A 17,275-nucleotide genomic window follows, 5' to 3' on the forward strand; every position below is an offset into this window, starting at 1 on the left:
CGCGTTAATGCAGCGAACTCGAAGATCCTGCAGAAGCCCCGATCGGATGCCGCGCGCCCGCGTCACACCCACCCGCGCCGCACGGCCTCCGCGCCCAGTTGGATGCGGGTCGCGACCCCCGCGAGCTCCATGAGCTCGGCCACGCGACGCTGCACCGTGCGCACCGAGATGCCGAGCTGGGCGCCGGCCGCGGCATCCGTCAGCCCGAGGAGGAGCAGCTTCAGCAGGTCCCGGTCGACGGGCTGCTCGACGGGCTCAACCACCTCGGCGCGCTCCGCGAAGAGCCGCGGCGCGTCGCGCCAGGCCTGCTCGAACATCGCGACGACGAGGTCGAGCAGCCCGCTCGGGTGCACGAGCAGCGCGCCCGAGACCCTGCGCTCGCCGTGCGAGTACATGGGCAGCAGCGCGAGTGAGCGGTCGGCGAGGAAGAGCCGAGTCGGCAGGCTCGGCAGCACGCGCACCTCCTCGCCGAGCGGCTCGAGCTCGCGCACCACGTCGACGAAGCCCGGCCGGTCGAGCACCGCCGTCTCGACGACGACCCGGTAGCGCACGCCACGGGCGAGGGCACGGTCCTCCTCGGTGTTGTCGGCGCCGCTGAGGAGCGCGACGTCCTCGAGCACGAACGCGCACACCTCGTCCTTCGCGGCCGCCTGCAGCTGGCCGAGTCGCTGCACCACGGCCTCGGGGCCGAGCACGACGTCGACCACGTCGGGCGCCGCCCGCTGCGCCGCGCCCTCGCGGTAGAGGTCGCTGAGGTGCACGAGCGCCTCGTGCGCCTCGGTCAGCCGGCGCTCGCGCTCGAGCAGGATCGGGCGGAGCGCGACCGAGGGCGGCGACGCGACGACGCGGTCGGGCGCCGACGCCTGCCGCGCGATGAGGCCGAGCTCCTCGAGGTCGTCGAGGATGCCGCGCGCCTCGCGCACCGACATCGACGACGCCCGGGCGACCTGCTCGAGATCGGCCGACGGCAGCGCGAGCAGCACGCGGTACACGGCCGTGTGGGCCTCGTCCAGTCCGATCGCCTCGAGCACGAGCACCTCCTCACCGTGCCGGATGCAGACCCTGCGCCACGACCGGAAGCACCGTCACGCGTGGCGGATCGCGGCCATGGCATGTCTCCGCCACCACCCTAACGGGGGACTCGTGGGAGCGTGCAAGGCAACCAGCTTCCTCCGAAAGGGGTACCTCCATGCCACGACGACGCACCACGAGTGCCTCCCGTCGCCGGCGCGCGATCGCCGCCGCCATCGGCGGCCTCGCGATCGGCATCGCCGGCGTCGGCGCCGCCCTGCCCGCGGCCGCCGCACCCGACCGCGGGAACGGCGCCGCGCCGCCGTCCGCTCGCGTGCTCGCGGGCGCCCCGACGGGCGAGCACCGCGTCACCCTCATCACGGGCGACCGGGTGACCGTCACCGACCTCGCCGGTGGCACCCACGCCGTCGCGGTCGAGACCGCGGTCCCGGGCGCCGGCTACCAGACGGTCACGGCCGACGGCGAGCTCAGCGTCATCCCGACCGCGGCCGAGCGCTACCTCGCCGCGGGCGTGGTCGACCCCGACCTCTTCAACGTCACGCGCCTCATCGAGTACGGCTACGACGACGCCTCGGTCGACGCGACGCCGATCATCGTCGAGCTCGACGAGGGTCCCGCACCCTTCAGCGCCGAACCGCCCGTGCCCGGCCTCGCCGTGGGCACGCCGCTCGAGAGCATCGGCGCCGCCGCCGCGACGGCCGGGCACGCGGATGCCGCGTCCACGTGGGCCGCGCTCACGGGCACGGATGCCGCGGGCGACGCCGGTCCGCGCACGTTCGGCGCCGACCCGTCCGACGTGTCCCTCGGCGGCGGCATCGCCGCCATCCACATCGACGGCAAGGTGCAGGCCACGCTCGACTCGAGCGTCCCCTGGGTCGGAGCACCCGAGGCGTGGGCCGACGGCTACACCGGCACGGGCGTGACGGTCGCGGTGCTCGACACGGGCTACGACGACACCCACCCCGACCTCGCCGGACGCGTGCTGCCCGACTCGACGAGCTTCGTGCCCGGCGAGGAGGTCGCCTGGGACCCCAACGGCCACGGCACGCACGTCGCGTCGACGATCGCCGGCACCGGCGCGGCGAGCGGTGGCGCGCACCGCGGCGTCGCCGACGGCGCGAACCTGCTCGTCGGCAAGGTGCTCGACCAGTCGGGCTACGGCCAGGACTCCTGGATCATCGACGCCATGGAGTGGGCCGCCGAGCGCGCCCCCATCGTGTCGATGAGCCTCGGCTCGATGCAGGCGTCCGACGGCGAGGACCTCATGGCCGAGGCGCTGGACGGCATCGCCGAGCAGACCGGGTCCCTGTTCGTCGTCGCGGCGGGCAACAACGGCGCGCCCGAGACGATCGGCTCGCCGGGATCGGCGGAGCGCGCCCTCACCGTCGGCTCGGTCGACGACCCGAGCGGCGCGCTCTCGTGGTTCTCGAGCCAGGGTCCGCTCGTGCGGTCGGGGGCGATGAAGCCCGAGCTCGCCGGCCCAGGCAACGACGTGACGGCGGCGCGGTCCGCCGACTACGCCGGCGGCGACGGGTCGTACCTCACCATGAGCGGCACGTCGATGGCGACGCCGCACGTCGCCGGCGGCGCGGCGATCGTGAAGCAGCAGCATCCGGAGTACACGGCCGACCAGCTGCGCGCCGCGCTGCTCAGCACGGCGACCGACGTCGGCCTCACGTCGTACCAGGCCGGTGCCGGCGTGCTCGACATCGGCGAGGCGGTGGACGCGCCCGTCGTGGCATCCGGTTCGGGCGACTTCGGCATGCTCACGTGGGGCGAGGCGCCCGAGCCCGTCGCGCGCACGATCGAGTACGCGAACCGCACCGACGCCGAGGTGACCCTCGACCTCGCCGCGACACTCGCGGACACCACCCCGGGTGGAGGTGGCGAGGTCGGTCCCCTGTCGGCCGGCGAGGCATCCGACGTGCTCGCCCTCGACGTCGACACGCTCACCATTCCCGCGGGGGAGACCCGCTCGGTGACGGTCACCGCCGACCCCGCCGCGGTGCCTGCGGGCGCCCAGCTGTCGGGCGCGCTCGTCGCGGCCATCGACGGCGAAGCGGTCGCGCGCACGGCGCTCGGCATCATCGCCGAGCCGGAGCGCTACGACCTCACGATCACGGCGACGGGCTTCGACGGCGAGCCCATCGAGACGTACGCGGTGCTCTACCACCACGACACGCAGGAGTACGGCCTCGTCGGCATCGCGGGCGAGACGACCCTGCGGCTGCTCGCCGGCCGGTACTCGGTCATGTCGGTGCTCGAGCTCGATCGCGAGCCCGACACGATCGCCCAGGTGCTCGTCGGCGACCCCGACCTCGTGCTCGACGGCGCGGCATCCGTCGCCCTCGACGCTCGGGCCGCCGAGCCCGTGACCGTCGACGTGGGCGAGGACGGCCTCGCGGCCACCGTGCGTCGCATGGACGTGAGCGCCGACGGGTACGGGAACGGCGTGTTCGCGCCGGTCTGGACCGACGAGCTGTGGGCGCAGCCGATGGACGCCCCCCAAGTCGAGCACTTCGACTTCACCACGCGTTGGCGCCTGCAGGAGGCACCGCTCGCGCTGCAGGCCGGCAAGGAGCGGCTCGACCTCATCCCCCAGGCGGGATCGGTCCGCTTCGACGGCCGCCTCGCGGCGCGCGCGGTCGACGTCGGCACCGGTAGCGTCGAGGAGTTCGCCGCGGTCGACGTGCGCGGCAAGGTGGCGGTCGCGACGCGTTCCGACGCCGTGTCGGCGCACGAGCGTGCGGCCAACGCGCTCGCCGCGGGTGCCGCCCTGCTCCTCGTCGCGAACGACGCCGACGGCGAGCTCAGCGAATGGGTCGGCGCCGATGACGGGTCCGACGTCGGGATCCCCGTCGCCGCGATGAGCGGCGTGCAGGGGCGCACGGTGCTCGCCGCGATCGCGAAGGCGAACGGTCGGCTCGCGATCACGGGTCAGGGCGTCGCCAACGCCGACGAGATCTGGGACCTCGCCTGGTACTCCGACGGTGAGATCCCGTCCGACCTGCACTACGAGCCCACCGACCTCGCCCGCATCGACACCACGTACCGGGGCGACGAGGGCGACCTGATCGGCGAGTTCCGCTGGGACTTCGCACCGAACGCGAAGTACGGCTTCGGCCTGCCCATGGGCATGGGCCGCGGCATCGAGCGCACCGAGTGGGTCAACACCGACGTCGGCTGGTACCAGGACGTGACCCTGGTCGAGGTCGGCTGGCAGGTGCGCGACGTGCTGCGCACCTACGAGCCCGGCGAGCACGTCGAGACGAGCTACTTCGGACCGATCGTGCGCCCCTTCGTCGGCCCGGGATACTGGGCGCCGCACCGCACGGGCGACTCGCTCCAGGTGAACCTGCCCTCGTGGGCCGACGGCGGCGAGCCCGAGCACACGGGCACGTTCGACGTGTTCGCCGGCCACCCCGGGTTCTCGCAGGTGACCGACCTCTACCTCGACGGCGAGTTCGTGAAGTCCTCGCCGTTCCAGGGGGTCAACGCATGGGGACTGCCCGACGGCGACGCCGAGGTGCGCGTGGTGAACACCGCCGAGCACGACGGCACGTCGCTCGCCTCGTCGACGAAGACCGTCTCGGAGTGGACCTTCACGACCACGGGTGCGGTCGACGACTACACGGTGCGGTTCCAGCCGATGCTGCAGGCGGTCTACGACGTCGAATCGGATGCCGCGGGCACGGTCGGTGCCGGACGCAAGAAGGGTGCGCCCGTGGCGCTCGGCCTCGAGCTCGGGCACCTCGCCGGCGCGGTCGGCAGCGGCGCGGTGACCGAGGCGACGCTCGAGCTGCGGGTGGCCGGCGGCGACTGGGTGGCGGTGCCGCTCGAGGTCGTGTCGTCGGACACCTCAGGGCCGGGGGAGCCGCCGAGCTGGATCTTCCCCGAGGGTCGCGCCTACGTGACCGCGTACCAGGCGGCCCTCCCCGTCGCCGACGGGGGCGGGTGGATCGACCTGCGGGTGACGGCGGAGGACGCCGCGGGCAACACGTTCAGCCAGGAGATCGAGCGCGCCGTCGAGGTCGCGCCCGTGAAGCGCGGCGGGAAGTGACCCCTCCGCTGGTCGAGTAGCGCCGGCGAAGCCGACGCGTATCGAGACCCGAGGCCCGGACGTCGCCGTGACGTCCGGGCCTCGGCGTTGCGCCGAGTTCGCAGGATGAGCGCCACGATGCGGCCCACCGAGCCATCGATCGGTCCGGTCGTCCTGCGAACTCGGGTCGCGCGGCGTGCAGGCTACGCCGCGGCCGCTTCCCCGCCCACCGCGCTCCGCAGCGCGTCGACGAGCGGCGTCGTCGGCCGCCCGATCAGCCGCGAGAGCGTGCCGTCGCTGTCGCCGAGGATGCCGCGACGGATCGCGTCGTCGAGGCCCGCCACGAACGCGGCCGTGCCCGCATCGAGCCCGACGGACTCGAGTGCGGCGACGTGCTCCTCGGTCGTGAGCCGCTGGTAGGACACCTCGCGGCCGAGCACCTCGGATGCCGCGGCGGCGAGCTCGTCGTAGGTCCACGGGGTGTCGCCGGCGAGCTCGTACACCTCGCCGAGGTGGCCGTCCTCGAGGAGCACGACCGCGGCGGCGTCGGCGTAGTCGGCGCGGGGAGCGCTGGCCACGCGACCGTCGGCCGCGGACGACGCGATCACGCCGATGTCGGCCGCGCGCGCGACATCCGCCGTGTAGTTCTCGGTGTACCAGTCGTTGCGCAGGATCACGGCGGGCACGCCCGAGGCGGCGATCGCCTCCTCGGTGGCCTTGTGGTCGGCCGCGAGCGGGAAGTCCTCGGCCGTCGTGGCCTTCGGCGCGCTCGTGTAGACGAGCTTCGCGACGCCCGCGGCCCTCGCGGCGTCGATCACGTTGCGGTGGCCCTGCAGGCGGGCGCCGGGCACCGAGCCCGAGACGAGCAGCACCGCGTCGACGCCGTCGAGCGCCGCGGCGATCGTGTCGGGGCGCTCGTAGTCGAGCTCGGCCGTGCGGATGCCGCGTGCGGCGAGGCCCTGCAGCTTCGACGTGTCGCGCGCGGTCGCGACGATGTCGGCGGGCGCCGCGCCGCGGGCGAGCAGCGCCTCGACGACGAGGCGGCCGAGGTGGCCCGACGTGGCGGTGACGAGGATGGTCATGGGAGCGGTTCCTTCCGGTCGGTGGCGCATCGCCCTCGAGGGGCGTGCTTCACCGAGGGCAACCGGATGCCGCGGCTGTACCTTCCCTGTCGGAGGTACCCACTTTGACGTAAGGTACCCACATGGTGGTGAGTCTTGCGGAAATCCGGCAGACCTCCGGCGAGGTCTTCATGGAAGGCTGTCCGACGCGCGTCGTGCTCGACCACATCATGAGCAAGTGGGGCGTGCTCGTGCTGCTCGCGCTCACCGACGGCACGCACCGCTGGGGCGAGCTGCGCCGCGAGGTGCAGGGCATCAGCGAGAAGATGCTCGCCTCGACGCTGCGCACGCTCGAGGCCGACGGCCTCGTCGTGCGCGAGTCCTACCCAGAGGTGCCGCCGCGGGTCGAGTACGCGCTCTCGCCGCTCGGCCGTGAGCTCATGGACCGCATGCTCGCGCTCGTCGAGTGGGTGGCGGGGAACGCGGACGAGATCGTGGCCCGCCCCGCCTGAGTCGGCGAGGCAGACGGGCCTGGGCGGCGTCGCCCAGGCTCGTCGTGAACGCTCGTTCAGCTGGCCGCGGACGCCACCAGCTCGGAGAAGCGCTGCTCGATCGCCGGCGTCCACGTGCGCACGGCGAAGCCGATCGGCCAGAAGTCGCCGTCGTCGAGGTTCGCGCGGTCCTCGAAGCCGATGGTCGCGTAGCGCGCCTTGAACTTGTCGGCGGGCTGCATGAACGTCACGACCTTGCCCTCGCCGTTCGCGAAGGCCGGCATGCCGTAGTACGTCTTCGGCATGAGCTGCGGGGCGACCTCCGAGACGACCTTGTAGAAGCCCTCGGCGATGGCGCGGTCCTCGCCCGACATCGCGTCGATCGCCTCGCGGATCGCCTGCTCGCCCGCGGCGCGGTTCTTGCCCGCCTTCGCCTCGGCCCGCAGCTCCTTCGCGCGGTCCTTGACGGCGTCGCGCTCTTCCTTCGAGAGTCCTTCGCCTCGCTCGGCCATGATCTGCTCCTTCACGTCGGTGAGCCCGGTTGATCGGCTCGTGCTCGTCACGCTACGCGGCTTCGGCAGCGCGTGCTTCTCGATTCCTGACCGGCGCCGCGATCGTCGGAGAACGGGAACATTCGGTCGCACCGCACGGTTCGCCTCAGCATGACGACGATCGGAATCATCGGAGCAGGCAACATCGGCAGCCAGGTCGCGCGCGCGGCGATCGCGAACGGGTACGACGTGGTGATCGCCAACTCGCGCGGACCCGAGACGCTCGCGGACCTCGTGTCCGACCTCGGCCCGAAGGCGCGTGCGGCCACGGCGGCCGAGGCGGCCGCGGCGGCGGATGTCGCGGTCGTGACCGTGCCGTTCAAGGCGTACGACGCGATCCCGGTCGAGCCGCTCGCCGGCAAGATCGTGATCGACACGAACAACTACTACTGGGAGCGCGACGGCCACGTGCCCGCCCTCGACGAGGGCCGCGCGACCGTCAGCGGGTTGCTGCAGGAGCACCTCCCGACGAGCCACGTCGCCAAGGGCTTCAACCACATCATGGCGAGCGACATCACGACCGCCGGCCTGCCCGCGGGCACGCCCGGTCGCCGTGCGCTCGCGACGGCCAGCGACCACGCGGATGCCGCGCGGTTCGTGACCGACCTCTACGACGCGTTCGGCTTCGACACGGTGAACCTCGGGCCGCTCGCCGAGAGCTGGCGCGTCGAGCGCGACCAGCCCGCGTACGTGGTGCCGCAGGACCGCGACGAGCTCGTCGCGAACCTCGCACGCGCGGAGCGGCTCGCGGCGTAATAGCCCCGCCGGAGCACGGGTCTCGATACGCGTCCGGCTGCGCCGGGCGCCACTCGACCACCGGAACTGGCAGGCTGGAGGGGTGTCCGCCAGCTCGCCGCACCCGCCCTCCGCGTTCCCGGCCGCCGCGATCGACGTGCTCGCCTCCCGCGCGCTGGCGCTGGGCGAGGCATCCGGCCGACGCGTCCTCATCGGGGTGACGGGGTCGCCCGGCGCGGGCAAGACGACGCTCGCCCGATCGGTGGTGGCCGCGCTCAACGCGCGGCACGCGGCATCCGCTGCGCACCTGCCGATGGACGGCTTCCACCTCGCGAACGCGACCCTCGACCGGCTCGGCCTGCGCGACCGCAAGGGCGCGATCGAGACGTTCGACGGCTGGGGGTTCGTCGGCCTGCTCGAGCGCGTGCGCCGCGAGGTCGACCACACCGTGTACGCGCCGGCGTTCGAGCGGCACGTCGACGAGCCGGTCGCGGGCGAGATCGCGATCGAGCCGACGGCGCGCGTGGTCGTCGCCGAGGGCAACTACCTGCTGAGCGACGAGGAGCCGTGGCGGCGCATCCGCGACCTGGTCGACGAGTCGTGGTTCTGCGCCGCCGACGACGACGAGCGGATGCCGCGACTCGTGCACCGGCACACCGAGTTCGGCCGCACGCCCGATGCCGCTCGCGCGTGGGCGGTCGAGGTCGACGGCGCGAACGCGCGGCGGATCGACCCGACCCGCGTGCGCGCCGACCTCGTCGTGTCGGGCGTCACGGGCGAGATCCTCGGCGAGGCGAGGGAGGCGGGCGAGCGCCGCGAGCAGGGCTCGGCTTAGCCCGTCGCCGTGATCTCCATGATCGTGTTCAGCGCGAGCACGATGATGAAGCCGTTGAAGAAGTAGCTGAGCACCGAGTGCCACGTCACGGTCCAGCGGATGCGGGAGGTCGTGTTGATGTCGTTCGGCGTGAAGCTCGTGCCGATCATGAACGCGGCGTAGACGAAGTCGAGCAGGCCGGGGTCATCGCGGTCGGGGAACATGAGCGGCCGGCCGCGCGGGTCGTCGGGCACGCGGTTGTCGAGCCGGTAGTAGATCTGCGCGAAGCCCCAGTGCAGGAAGCCCCAGGCGATCAGCATCGCCCACACGCCGACGAAGTTCATCGCCTGGCCGAGCTCGGGATCCTGGCGGAGGACCAGCAGCTGGCCGGCGGCCGTGACGCCGATGAGGCTCGACAGGATGGTCGTGACCAGGCTCGCGACCCGACCCGGCCGCCGGGTCGCGATGAGCGTCGGCGTGCCGCGCCACTCCCGTCTCGAGATCCGGCCGAGGACGATCATCCACGCGGCCATGTAGGCCGACGAGAGCAGGCACCACGCCGCGAGCACGAGGATCTCGAAGACCGGCTCCTCGCCGACGAGGAACGTGATGCCGAGCACGACGATGATCGTGAGGGTCGTGATGTTCACCACGCGCGCGGTGCGGTGGTTGGGCGCCGCGACGGTCGCCGTCGTCGCTTCCGCCATGGGTCCCCCTCGCCGTCACGGTGGACACCACGATGGCCCTCGGCTGCGCGCCGCGTCAAGACGGGGCCCGGTCGCCAGCGGAAGCCCGATACCGAAGTTCCGAAGTTCCGAAGTTCCGGAGTTCCGAAGTTCCGAAGCTCCGAACAGCCGCAGTGCCGAAGTGCCGAAGTGCCGAAGTGCCGAAGTGCCGCGGTGCCGGAGCTCCGAACAGCCGCACTTCCGAACAGCCGCAGTGCCCAAGTGCCGAAGTGCCGCGGTACCGAAGTGCCGAAACGTGCCGAAGGTCGCGCTCCGGGCTCCAGGTTCAGAGGTGCGAGCTCCCGACACTCGAACGGGAGGGATCGGCTCCGCACCCGGACACGGGAGGAGGATGGGGTCGTGGACGCGAGGGTGCGATGGGACCGCGGGAACTGGCTCGTGTGGGCGCAGTTCGCGCTCTTCCTCCTGCTCCTACTGCCCGGCGACCCGCTCTGGAGCGCCACCTGGATCACCGTGCTCGCGGCGCTGCTCGTGGCGGCCGGCCTGGGCGTGGCCGTCGCCGGCTTCGCCGTGCTCGGACGCGATCTCGTGGTGTGGGTCGCGCCGAAGCCCGACGCGCCGCTGCGCACCGACGGGATCTACCGCCTCACCCGCAACCCGATCTACCTCGGGCTCATGATCGCGGCCGCCGGATGGGTGCTCTGGCGGGCGCGCATCGAGCTCGTCGTCGTGTGGCTCCTGCTCTGCGTCGTGCTCGTGATCAAGGCGCACGTGGAGCAGCGCCGGCTCCTCGACGCGTTCGGCGACGACTACCTCGCGTATGCCGAGCGAACGCCGCTGCTGCTGTTCGGCCGCGGCATCCGCTGACGGGCGCTCAGGCCGTCCCCGACGAAGGTGGCGCAGGGGGCGCGGTCGACTCGCGGAGCATGCGGAACTCGTGCCGCCGCAGCATCCGGAGCAACCACGACGCCGGTGGGCCGAACGCGCGCAGTCCGTCCTCGGTCGGGCACGGCCCGATGCGATCGATGGAGTACTCGCGGCCGTGCCAGACCACCACGGCGTGGCTGGCCGCCACCACGTTGCGGTACCAGTTCACGCCCGCGCCGTAGGTGAGCTCGGCGACGAACCCGTCGGGCACGCGCGCGAGGATGAGCGGCGTCTCGAACGTCGCACCGCTCCTGCGCCCGACATGCCGGATGAGGGAGAACGGGCCGATCCCACGCCGCGCCATCCGCAGGGTGAGGGGATTGAACGTGTGCTTGATGGTGGTCAGCCACGCCTGCTTGATGCGTCCCATCGCGGCGCGGTCCGCCCGGGTCAGGCCAGCGACGGCGTCGGCGCGTCGGGCTCGGATGCCGTGTCGCCCGCGCGGGTCGGCCCCGACTCGAGCAGGCTCATGATCGCGTGCAGGGGGATCGCCGCCCACGTCGGGCGGTTCCGGGTCTCGTAGATCGCCTCGTACACCGCCTTGTCGAGCTCGAACGCGGCGAGCAGGTCGCGGTAGCCGCTGAGGTCGAGGCCGGATGCCGCGACGTAGCCCTCGAGGAACGCCCGCCGCGCGGCATCCGCCCACGCGACGGCCGACCCGGCGCGCTCGGGCAGCGCGAGGCCCGTGGAGCCGGCGACGTAGTCGAACGAGCGCAGCATGCCGGCGACGTCGCGCGCAGGCACGTCGGGACGCTGGCGGTCGTGCATGGGCCGCATGGGTTCACCCTCGAAGTCGAGCAGGACCCAGCCGCGATCGGGCACGAGGAGCACCTGCCCCAGGTGCAGGTCGCCGTGGATGCGCTGCAGCTCGGGCCACGCGCCCGCCTGCGCCCGGGCGTAGAACGCCTCGATCGCCGAACGGTGCGGCTCGAGCTCGGGCACCTCGGCGACGGCGATGGCGAGCCGTCGCGTCCAGGCCGACGTGATCGCGTGGATGTGCTCGGACGTCGACGGCTCGCGGGGGAACAGCCGGCCGAGCGACAGGTGCACCTCGGCGACGGCGGCGCCGAGCGCGCGGGCCTCGTCGGTGAAGGGCGCGCCCGACGCGGCCGACGAGAGCGCGACGCGCCACGCGTCCTCGACGCCGGGCAGGAACTCCTGCGCGAAGGCGAGGTGCCCGCGCGCGCGTCCGTCTGGACGCCCGACGTCGTCCCACTCGCCCACGACGTCGCCGACGCTCGCGGGCACGTGCGGGGAGCCCGACGCCGCGAGCGCGGTCTGCAGCGTGACGTCGGGGTTCTCGCCGTGGTGCAGCTGCCGGAAGACCTTGCAGATGATCGGGGCCGTGTCGGCCGGGCGGAAGATGATCGACGTGTTCGACTGCTCGCCGCCGAGCACCGAGGCGGGGGCGGTCGTGGGCGGGCGCGTCGCGTCGCCCGAGTAATGGCCGATCGCGTCGGCGCCGTCGGAGGCCGCATCGCGATCGCCCACGATGGTCGCGAGCAGCGCGTCGGTGTAGGCGCGGTCGTGCGGCCCGTCGTAGAGGAAGCCGTCGTCGGGCAGGCGCCCGATGAGGTGATCGGATGCCGCGGGCGACGCCAGGCGGTCGACCCGCTCGACGACCGGCACCTGGTACAGCACGGGCGGCTCCGACGCGTCGTCCATCACGAGGAGCGTGCGCACCCGCGCCTCCTCCTCGACCGTGGGCAGTTCGAACGCGCCGATGAGCCGCAGCGACGGCGTGTGGCCCTTGCCGCCGAACCAACGCTGCAGCGGCATCCACTCGGCGATCGCGGCCACGGCGCTGTCCATGCCTGAACCGTACGACGCGCCCCGGCCGATGTCGAGGAGCGACGCCGCGGGTTCCCGGGCCGTTCAGACCCCCGGAACGGGGCGCACCGGGTCGCCGACGCGGATGAGGGCAGGGCCGCCGTCGTCGAGCCGGGGCACGAGCAGGATGCCGAACCAGGTCTTCCCGTCCCACTTGCGGTGCTTCGCGAGCGTGCGGACGGGCTCGGGACCGCGCACGAGCGTCGTGGGGTCGATCGTCGTCATGACGCACCGGTCGCACACCGCCGTCACGCGGAAGCGCACGTCGCCGAGGTCGACGTACGGCCAGGCGTCCTCGGCGAACGGCACCTCGCCGTCGATGACGATGTTCGGGCGGAATCGCAGCATGTCGAGGGGCGCGACCTCCTCCCCGGTCCACGCGTCGAGCTGCGCGAGCGACGCCTCGCTCGTGAGCAGCAGCGGGGCCACGTCGGCGAGCGTCACGCGTTCGCCGGGCAGGCCGCCGTGCGACGGGTTCACGGTGCGCACCGTCGGGTCGGGCTGCCACACGAGGCGCACGCCCACGCCGATGCGGGCGGCGAGCCACTCATCGGCCTCGTCGCCCGCGGGCAGCGCGGTGCCCTGGCGCGTGAAGCCCACCGGGATCGGCGCAGCGTCGACGGGCGGGTCGACCAGCAGCGGATCGCCCCGGCCGTCGTCGAGCAGCACCCCGCCGCCGGACAGCGGCTCGGCGCGGAGCGCGAGCAGCCCGTTGCGCTCGCGCGCGGTGACCACGGCGCCGGATGCCGCGTCGACGACGCCCCAGCGACGGTCGGCCGCGAGCCCCCACGGCTCGACCACGGCCGAGCGCACGTCATTGCCCGCGAACGACTTCACGGGGTGGACGCGGACGCGCGTGACCTGCATCCGATCACGGTACCGGGCGTCGCGCGGTGTGCCGAGAATCGGGGACTTGTCGTGGCATCCGCGTGCTCGTATCGTCGCGTTCGACCGCATCCCTTCGACGACGAACGGAGCCGACATGCCAGCGACCGCGCTGCCCTCGAGCGGAGACCGACCCGCGGCATCCGGCCCGCCCGTGAAGACCTGCGACGCGAGCGGAATGGCGGACATCCACCGAATGTTCCGCGCGGGGTTCGGCGAGGGGCGGATGCTCGTGGAGGCCGTGCCCGAGGGCGACGCGGCGCAGGCCGACCTCGTCGGCGACCACCTCGACATGCTCTCCGTCGGGCTGCACGCGCACCACGAGGGCGAGGACACCATGCTCTGGGATCCGCTCGAGCAGCGCGCGCCGTCGTGCGCCGCGCACATCGAGCGCATGAAGCAGCAGCACGCCGCCCTGCTCGTGCACCTCACGGCGATGGACGACGCGCTGCCGGCCTGGCGGACGAGCGGGCGATCGGCGGATGCCGAGGACGTGCTCGCCGCGCTCGACGGCATCAATGCCGCGCTCGCCGCGCACCTGCCCGACGAGGAGGCGAACATCGTTCCGGTCATGGAGACGGTGATCACGCAGTCCGAGGTCGACGCGCTCTCGGAGCACGGCCGCAAGTCGACGCCGAAGGGCAAGGCGTTCCTGCAGCTCGGCGCGATCCTCGCCGCGCAGCCCGACGGCGGGGCCGAGTGGCAGCGCAAGCACCTGCCGCCGCCGGTGCGCCTCCTCTGGCGATGGTTCGGGCGGCCGAAGTACGAGGCGCACCGCACGGCGCTCGTGAAGGCGTAGCGCCGCGCACGCGGATGCCGCGCCGGGAGTGATCCCGACGCGGCATCCGTGGCTGCACTCCGTTCCGTCAGTCGAGCAGGTGCTCCAATGCGCGGCCCATCCACTCGGCGCGCAGGTCGGCGCCCGTGATGCCCTCGAACCCGAAGCCCGTCGTCAGCGAATGCGGCGTCGCCACCACCGCGGCCTCGGGGAACCCGGCGGCCGTCGTGAAGACGAAGGTGTTCGCGTTCGGGGCGCTGCCCTCGGGCGGGCCCGTGACCTCCCAGCCGCCGGTGTCGCCGCCCTCGAACGACGTCGTGCCTTCGCCGGTCGACACCGCGATGTCGTCGACGAACACGCCCAGCCCCTGGGTGGCCCAGTCGCTGATGTACGCGATCGAGACCTCGACCTGGCCGCCGGCGTAGTCCGACAGGTCGACGCTCCACTGCTGCCAGCCGCCCGAGCTTCCGGATGCCGCGTTCCACGCGCCGGTGGTGCCGGTCGCGTCGCACGACGTCTCGTCGACGAACGTCTGGTAGTGGTCGAGCTGCGGGTGCAGCTCGCGCCAGCCGGCCGGGCAGCTCTGCCCGGTGCTTTGGGTGGTGTTCCCGTTGAGGTCGGGCAGCGTCGTCCAGTCGTCGCCTCCGGCCGTTCGGGCCTCGACGGCCACGTGGTCCCACTCGGCCTCGGTGTCGTACGACGTCCAGAACGACAGCTCGGCGCCGCCCGCGGGCACGTCGATCGTGCGCGTCAGGCGCTTGTACGACACGTCGGCGATCTGCGAGTAGACGTAGGCGTCGCCGGTGTGCGGCTCGAACGGTCCGCCCGCACGGTCCCACCTGCCGGCGACCCAGCTCTCGAACTGCGGGTACTGCGCCGGGTCGAGGATGCCGCTCGTGGTGATGAACGAGTTGCTGTGGTCCTGGTTCTTCGCGCTCTGGCCACCGTTGAAGCCCCAATCGAGGCCGGTGAACGGCGTGTCGACGCCGAGCACGTCCAGGAGGCCCTGGACCTTTCCATTGGCGTTGAAGGCCGTCCCCGCGTCGTTGACGACGAGGAACGCACCGAGCCAGTACTGCAGGGTGTCGTTCGTCAGGTCGCCCGACCCACCGAGCAGCCGGCATCGCGCCTCGACCGCAGGATCGGCATGGCACTGCGCGTTCGCCTCGGTCGGGTCGTAGAACTGGAGGTTGACGAAGCCGGGGTTGTACTGCGTGCCGGCGTACTTCCCGGTGTAGAGCACCTCGCCGCCCTCGTTGAGGAAGTCGCGCACCTCGAGGATCTGGTCCAGTGCCAGCCGTGAGGCGTTGCCGCCCGCCCAGCCGGGTTCTCGGGTGATGATGTCCTCGCCCGTGTACCAGATCACGGCGTCGTAGTGCGAGAGCACGCCGAGCGCATCCGAGGCGATGCGGCCGCGCGCGTCGACGTCGTACACGTCGAACCCGGTGCCGTTCGCGTCGAGCGCGTCCTCGTAGAACCCGAGGTAGTTCGGTCCGCGGCGCTGCACCGGCGAGGCGCCCGTGTAGTCCTCCGCCGCGACGATGAGCACGTCATCGGTCGACTCCTCGACGGCCTGGTAGGTGAACGACTCGCTCGTCGCGCCGCCGCCCTCGAACCAGACCTCGACGGTGTCGCCGGGCTCGGTGCCGGTGACGAGTCCGCTCACGACGCGGTAGTAGACGCCCGTCTGGCCGCCGTAGCGGTCACCGCCCGTCCACTCCTCGGTGGCTGCGCTGACCGCCGGAGCGCCGTCGATGGAGTACTTCAGGGTCACGTCGCCCAGGCTGCGCTTCGCGATGACGCGCACCTCCTGCGGGTCGCCGTAGGAATAGTCGAACGTGAAGTTCGCCAGCGGCAGCCCGTACTTGTACGTGTCGTCGCTCTTCAGGTAGAACGGCTTCGTCTCGAGGCCCAGGTGCGAGACCGGGTTCTCGGGGTCGGCCGCGGACTTCGCCACGTCGAGCGCATACGGCAGCACGCGTTCGAACTCGGCCTGCACGAGTTCCTCATCGTCGGGGAACACGAACATCGAACCGGGAATGCCTTCGCCGAGCTCCGGCGTCCAGGCGAGCGTTCCCCGCTGGGCGTGGGCGAAGTCGGTGGTCTCGCCGTTCGTCACGTAGAGCACGTCGGACGACAGGCCCGGCTCGAAGTCGGGGATGGCCGGGTTGTCTCGGTTGCCCGACAGTGCGAAGTAGATCGGGTCATCCGCGGTCGGCGTGCCCGTCTGCCAGCCCTCGGCGTACAGCAGCCACTGCCCGAACGAGTGCCAGTTGATCTGGAACGAGAAGTCGGCCCGGTCGAACAGCGCCATCATGGCCTGCGTCTCGGGCTCGGATCCGGCCGCCGGTCCGCGGTAGGTGTCGCTCGAGATCACCGACGACGAGCCCTCCTCGTCGTAGCCGAAGTGCTCGGGGTAGTTGCGGTTGGGGTCGACGCCGTCGGCCCGGGTGACCTGGCCGTCGCCGTCGTTGTCGCGCAGGTTCTTGCGCCACAGCCGCTCGGTGTCGAACGTGTACTGGTATCCGTCGGGGTTGGCCACGACGAGGAACCAGAGCTCGTTGTTCTGCAGGAGGTCCCTGACCTCGATGTTGTTCGCGCGCCACTGGTCGATGTACCAGGTCAGCAGCCGCCGGTTCACCTCGGTCGAGATCCACTCGCGGGCGTGCTGCGTCGAGCTGTGCAGCACCGCCGGGCGGGACCCGTCCGCGATGCCCTGGGCGCCCTGGGTGAGCTTCAGGGCGATGAGCTCGCGACCCTGGTGGGTCTCGCCGAGCACCACGAGCTTCACCAGCTGCGGGTTGTCGGCGGCGAGCTGGTACAGCTCGTCTCGGATGCCGCCGGGCTCGTCCCACGACCGGAACACCTCGAAGCCCGACGCGGCCTGCTCGGCCGCCAACTGCCGGGCGGACTTTCCGTCCTTGTTCTTCTTGACCGCGACGTCGAGGCCACGCTCCTGGAGGCCCTTCGCCTCCTCCGCGGTGAGCACCACGTCGACGCTGACGCCGGTGTCGGTGTACCTGCTGTCGGCGATCTCGATGCCGGCGGCGGCGAGGTCGGCCGCCTCGGCGGCGGTCACGTCCGCGGTGTACACGTCGAGTGCGCCCTCGTCGTCGCCGACGGCGCTCGCGCCGACGGGACCCAGCATCGAGAAGGCCACGGCGAGCGCGGCGACGCCGACCACGAGGCGCTTGGAAGCAGTGGAGCGAGATCCGGCCATGAGGGACTCCTTCGGTCCGTCTCGGCCAGAGCGCGGGTGTGTGACGTCATCGTCTCGGGTTCCCCAATGTCCGTCACGCCTCTGGTGCTCACTGCGGACCCTAGGAGCCAGCCTGCCGAGCCGCGCCCTCGGCGTCAAGGCATTTCCGAGGGTTTCTCACGTTTGGATGGCGCGACTCCCTCGTCACGGTCGCTCGTCGCGACCCCGCAGACGACGGATGCCGCGC

14 protein-coding genes are annotated in these 17,275 nt (G+C 72.3%); 6 read left to right on the plus strand and 8 right to left on the minus strand.

From position 1 onward, the window contains the following. Positions 1 to 62: 62 nt before the first annotated feature. On the minus strand, positions 63 to 1,031 hold the full coding sequence (locus FYC51_RS10695; protein ID WP_148733518.1) for a helix-turn-helix domain-containing protein: 969 nt from the start codon (positions 1,029 to 1,031) through the stop codon (positions 63 to 65). Positions 1,032 to 1,189: 158 nt separating this feature from the next. On the opposite strand from FYC51_RS10695, the gene FYC51_RS10700 reads away from it, so the two are divergent. After that, positions 1,190 to 5,092 (plus strand): S8 family peptidase, encoded by a 3,903-nt coding sequence (locus tag FYC51_RS10700; RefSeq protein WP_148733519.1) that lies wholly within the window; start codon positions 1,190 to 1,192, stop codon positions 5,090 to 5,092. 182 nt (positions 5,093 to 5,274) lie between these two features. On the opposite strand, the gene FYC51_RS10705 is transcribed toward FYC51_RS10700, so the two are convergent. Further along, positions 5,275 to 6,153: an SDR family oxidoreductase gene (locus FYC51_RS10705; RefSeq protein WP_148733520.1), complete on the minus strand. Its 879-nt coding sequence runs from the start codon at positions 6,151 to 6,153 to the stop codon at positions 5,275 to 5,277. A gap of 122 nt (positions 6,154 to 6,275) precedes the next feature. On the opposite strand from FYC51_RS10705, the gene FYC51_RS10710 reads away from it, so the two are divergent. After that, positions 6,276 to 6,644 carry a winged helix-turn-helix transcriptional regulator gene (locus tag FYC51_RS10710; protein ID WP_148733521.1) on the plus strand — a complete coding sequence of 123 codons (369 nt, stop codon included), beginning with the start codon at positions 6,276 to 6,278 and terminating at the stop codon, positions 6,642 to 6,644. Positions 6,645 to 6,700: 56 nt separating this feature from the next. Here FYC51_RS10710 and FYC51_RS10715 read toward each other — a convergent pair whose 3' ends face one another. Further along, on the minus strand, positions 6,701 to 7,186 hold the full coding sequence (locus tag FYC51_RS10715; protein ID WP_238476301.1) for a hypothetical protein: 486 nt from the start codon (positions 7,184 to 7,186) through the stop codon (positions 6,701 to 6,703). A 69-nt stretch (positions 7,187 to 7,255) separates the two neighbouring features. On the opposite strand from FYC51_RS10715, the gene FYC51_RS10720 reads away from it, so the two are divergent. Together FYC51_RS10720 and FYC51_RS10725 are read left to right on the plus strand one after the other, a co-directional pair. Beyond that, positions 7,256 to 7,930 carry an NADPH-dependent F420 reductase gene (locus FYC51_RS10720; RefSeq protein WP_274379493.1) on the plus strand — a complete coding sequence of 225 codons (675 nt, stop codon included), beginning with the start codon at positions 7,256 to 7,258 and terminating at the stop codon, positions 7,928 to 7,930. An 82-nt stretch (positions 7,931 to 8,012) separates the two neighbouring features. Further along, positions 8,013 to 8,744, plus strand: coding sequence for a nucleoside/nucleotide kinase family protein (locus FYC51_RS10725; RefSeq protein WP_187432585.1), 732 nt, complete (start codon positions 8,013 to 8,015; stop codon positions 8,742 to 8,744). Here the strand turns inward: FYC51_RS10725 and FYC51_RS10730 are convergent. Further along, positions 8,741 to 9,430, minus strand: coding sequence for a DUF1345 domain-containing protein (locus tag FYC51_RS10730; protein WP_148733523.1), 690 nt, complete (start codon positions 9,428 to 9,430; stop codon positions 8,741 to 8,743). The genes FYC51_RS10725 and FYC51_RS10730 overlap by 4 nt on opposite strands. A gap of 378 nt (positions 9,431 to 9,808) precedes the next feature. Between FYC51_RS10730 and FYC51_RS10740 the strand changes: the two genes are divergently transcribed. After that, the gene (locus tag FYC51_RS10740; RefSeq protein ID WP_187432586.1) at positions 9,809 to 10,276 is read left to right on the plus strand and encodes a methyltransferase family protein; all 468 of its coding nucleotides are present in this window, start codon (positions 9,809 to 9,811) and stop codon (positions 10,274 to 10,276) included. 7 nt (positions 10,277 to 10,283) lie between these two features. Here the strand turns inward: FYC51_RS10740 and FYC51_RS10745 are convergent, their stop codons facing one another. The 3 genes from FYC51_RS10745 to FYC51_RS10755 all read right to left on the minus strand — a co-directional run bounded on the left by FYC51_RS10745 (position 10,284) and on the right by FYC51_RS10755 (position 13,033). Next, positions 10,284 to 10,706 (minus strand): PNPOx family protein, encoded by a 423-nt coding sequence (locus tag FYC51_RS10745; protein WP_148733525.1) that lies wholly within the window; start codon positions 10,704 to 10,706, stop codon positions 10,284 to 10,286. Positions 10,707 to 10,726: 20 nt separating this feature from the next. Then, complete coding sequence (locus tag FYC51_RS10750; protein WP_148733526.1) at positions 10,727 to 12,148, minus strand: maltokinase N-terminal cap-like domain-containing protein; 1,422 nt, start codon at positions 12,146 to 12,148, stop codon at positions 10,727 to 10,729. A gap of 63 nt (positions 12,149 to 12,211) precedes the next feature. After that, positions 12,212 to 13,033: an MOSC domain-containing protein gene (locus FYC51_RS10755; RefSeq protein ID WP_148733527.1), complete on the minus strand. Its 822-nt coding sequence runs from the start codon at positions 13,031 to 13,033 to the stop codon at positions 12,212 to 12,214. A 115-nt stretch (positions 13,034 to 13,148) separates the two neighbouring features. On the opposite strand from FYC51_RS10755, the gene FYC51_RS10760 reads away from it, so the two are divergent. Continuing rightward, complete coding sequence (locus FYC51_RS10760; protein ID WP_148733528.1) at positions 13,149 to 13,850, plus strand: hemerythrin domain-containing protein; 702 nt, start codon at positions 13,149 to 13,151, stop codon at positions 13,848 to 13,850. A 67-nt stretch (positions 13,851 to 13,917) separates the two neighbouring features. On the opposite strand, the gene FYC51_RS10765 is transcribed toward FYC51_RS10760, so the two are convergent. Further along, positions 13,918 to 17,049: a M14 family metallopeptidase gene (locus FYC51_RS10765; protein ID WP_148733529.1), complete on the minus strand. Its 3,132-nt coding sequence runs from the start codon at positions 17,047 to 17,049 to the stop codon at positions 13,918 to 13,920. Positions 17,050 to 17,275: the final 226 nt, after the last annotated feature.

This window comes from Agromyces mariniharenae, assembly GCF_008122505.1.
In the GTDB taxonomy this organism is placed as follows: Bacteria; Actinomycetota; Actinomycetes; order Actinomycetales; family Microbacteriaceae; genus Agromyces; species Agromyces mariniharenae.

Bases quoted from the DNA above. Each gene is read 5' to 3' on its own strand.
- FYC51_RS10750 (WP_148733526.1), bottom strand. From the start codon at position 12,148: ATGGACAGCGCCGTGGCCGCGATCGCCGAGTGGATGCCGCTGCAGCGT.
- FYC51_RS10765 (WP_148733529.1), bottom strand. From the start codon at position 17,049: ATGGCCGGATCTCGCTCCACTGCTTCCAAGCGCCTCGTGGTCGGCGTC.
- FYC51_RS10755 (WP_148733527.1), bottom strand. From the start codon at position 13,033: ATGCAGGTCACGCGCGTCCGCGTCCACCCCGTGAAGTCGTTCGCGGGC.
- FYC51_RS10705 (WP_148733520.1), bottom strand. From the start codon at position 6,153: ATGACCATCCTCGTCACCGCCACGTCGGGCCACCTCGGCCGCCTCGTC.
- FYC51_RS10760 (WP_148733528.1), top strand. From the start codon at position 13,149: ATGCCAGCGACCGCGCTGCCCTCGAGCGGAGACCGACCCGCGGCATCC.
- FYC51_RS10745 (WP_148733525.1), bottom strand. From the start codon at position 10,706: ATGGGACGCATCAAGCAGGCGTGGCTGACCACCATCAAGCACACGTTC.
- FYC51_RS10730 (WP_148733523.1), bottom strand. From the start codon at position 9,430: ATGGCGGAAGCGACGACGGCGACCGTCGCGGCGCCCAACCACCGCACC.
- FYC51_RS10710 (WP_148733521.1), top strand. From the start codon at position 6,276: ATGGTGGTGAGTCTTGCGGAAATCCGGCAGACCTCCGGCGAGGTCTTC.
- FYC51_RS10700 (WP_148733519.1), top strand. From the start codon at position 1,190: ATGCCACGACGACGCACCACGAGTGCCTCCCGTCGCCGGCGCGCGATC.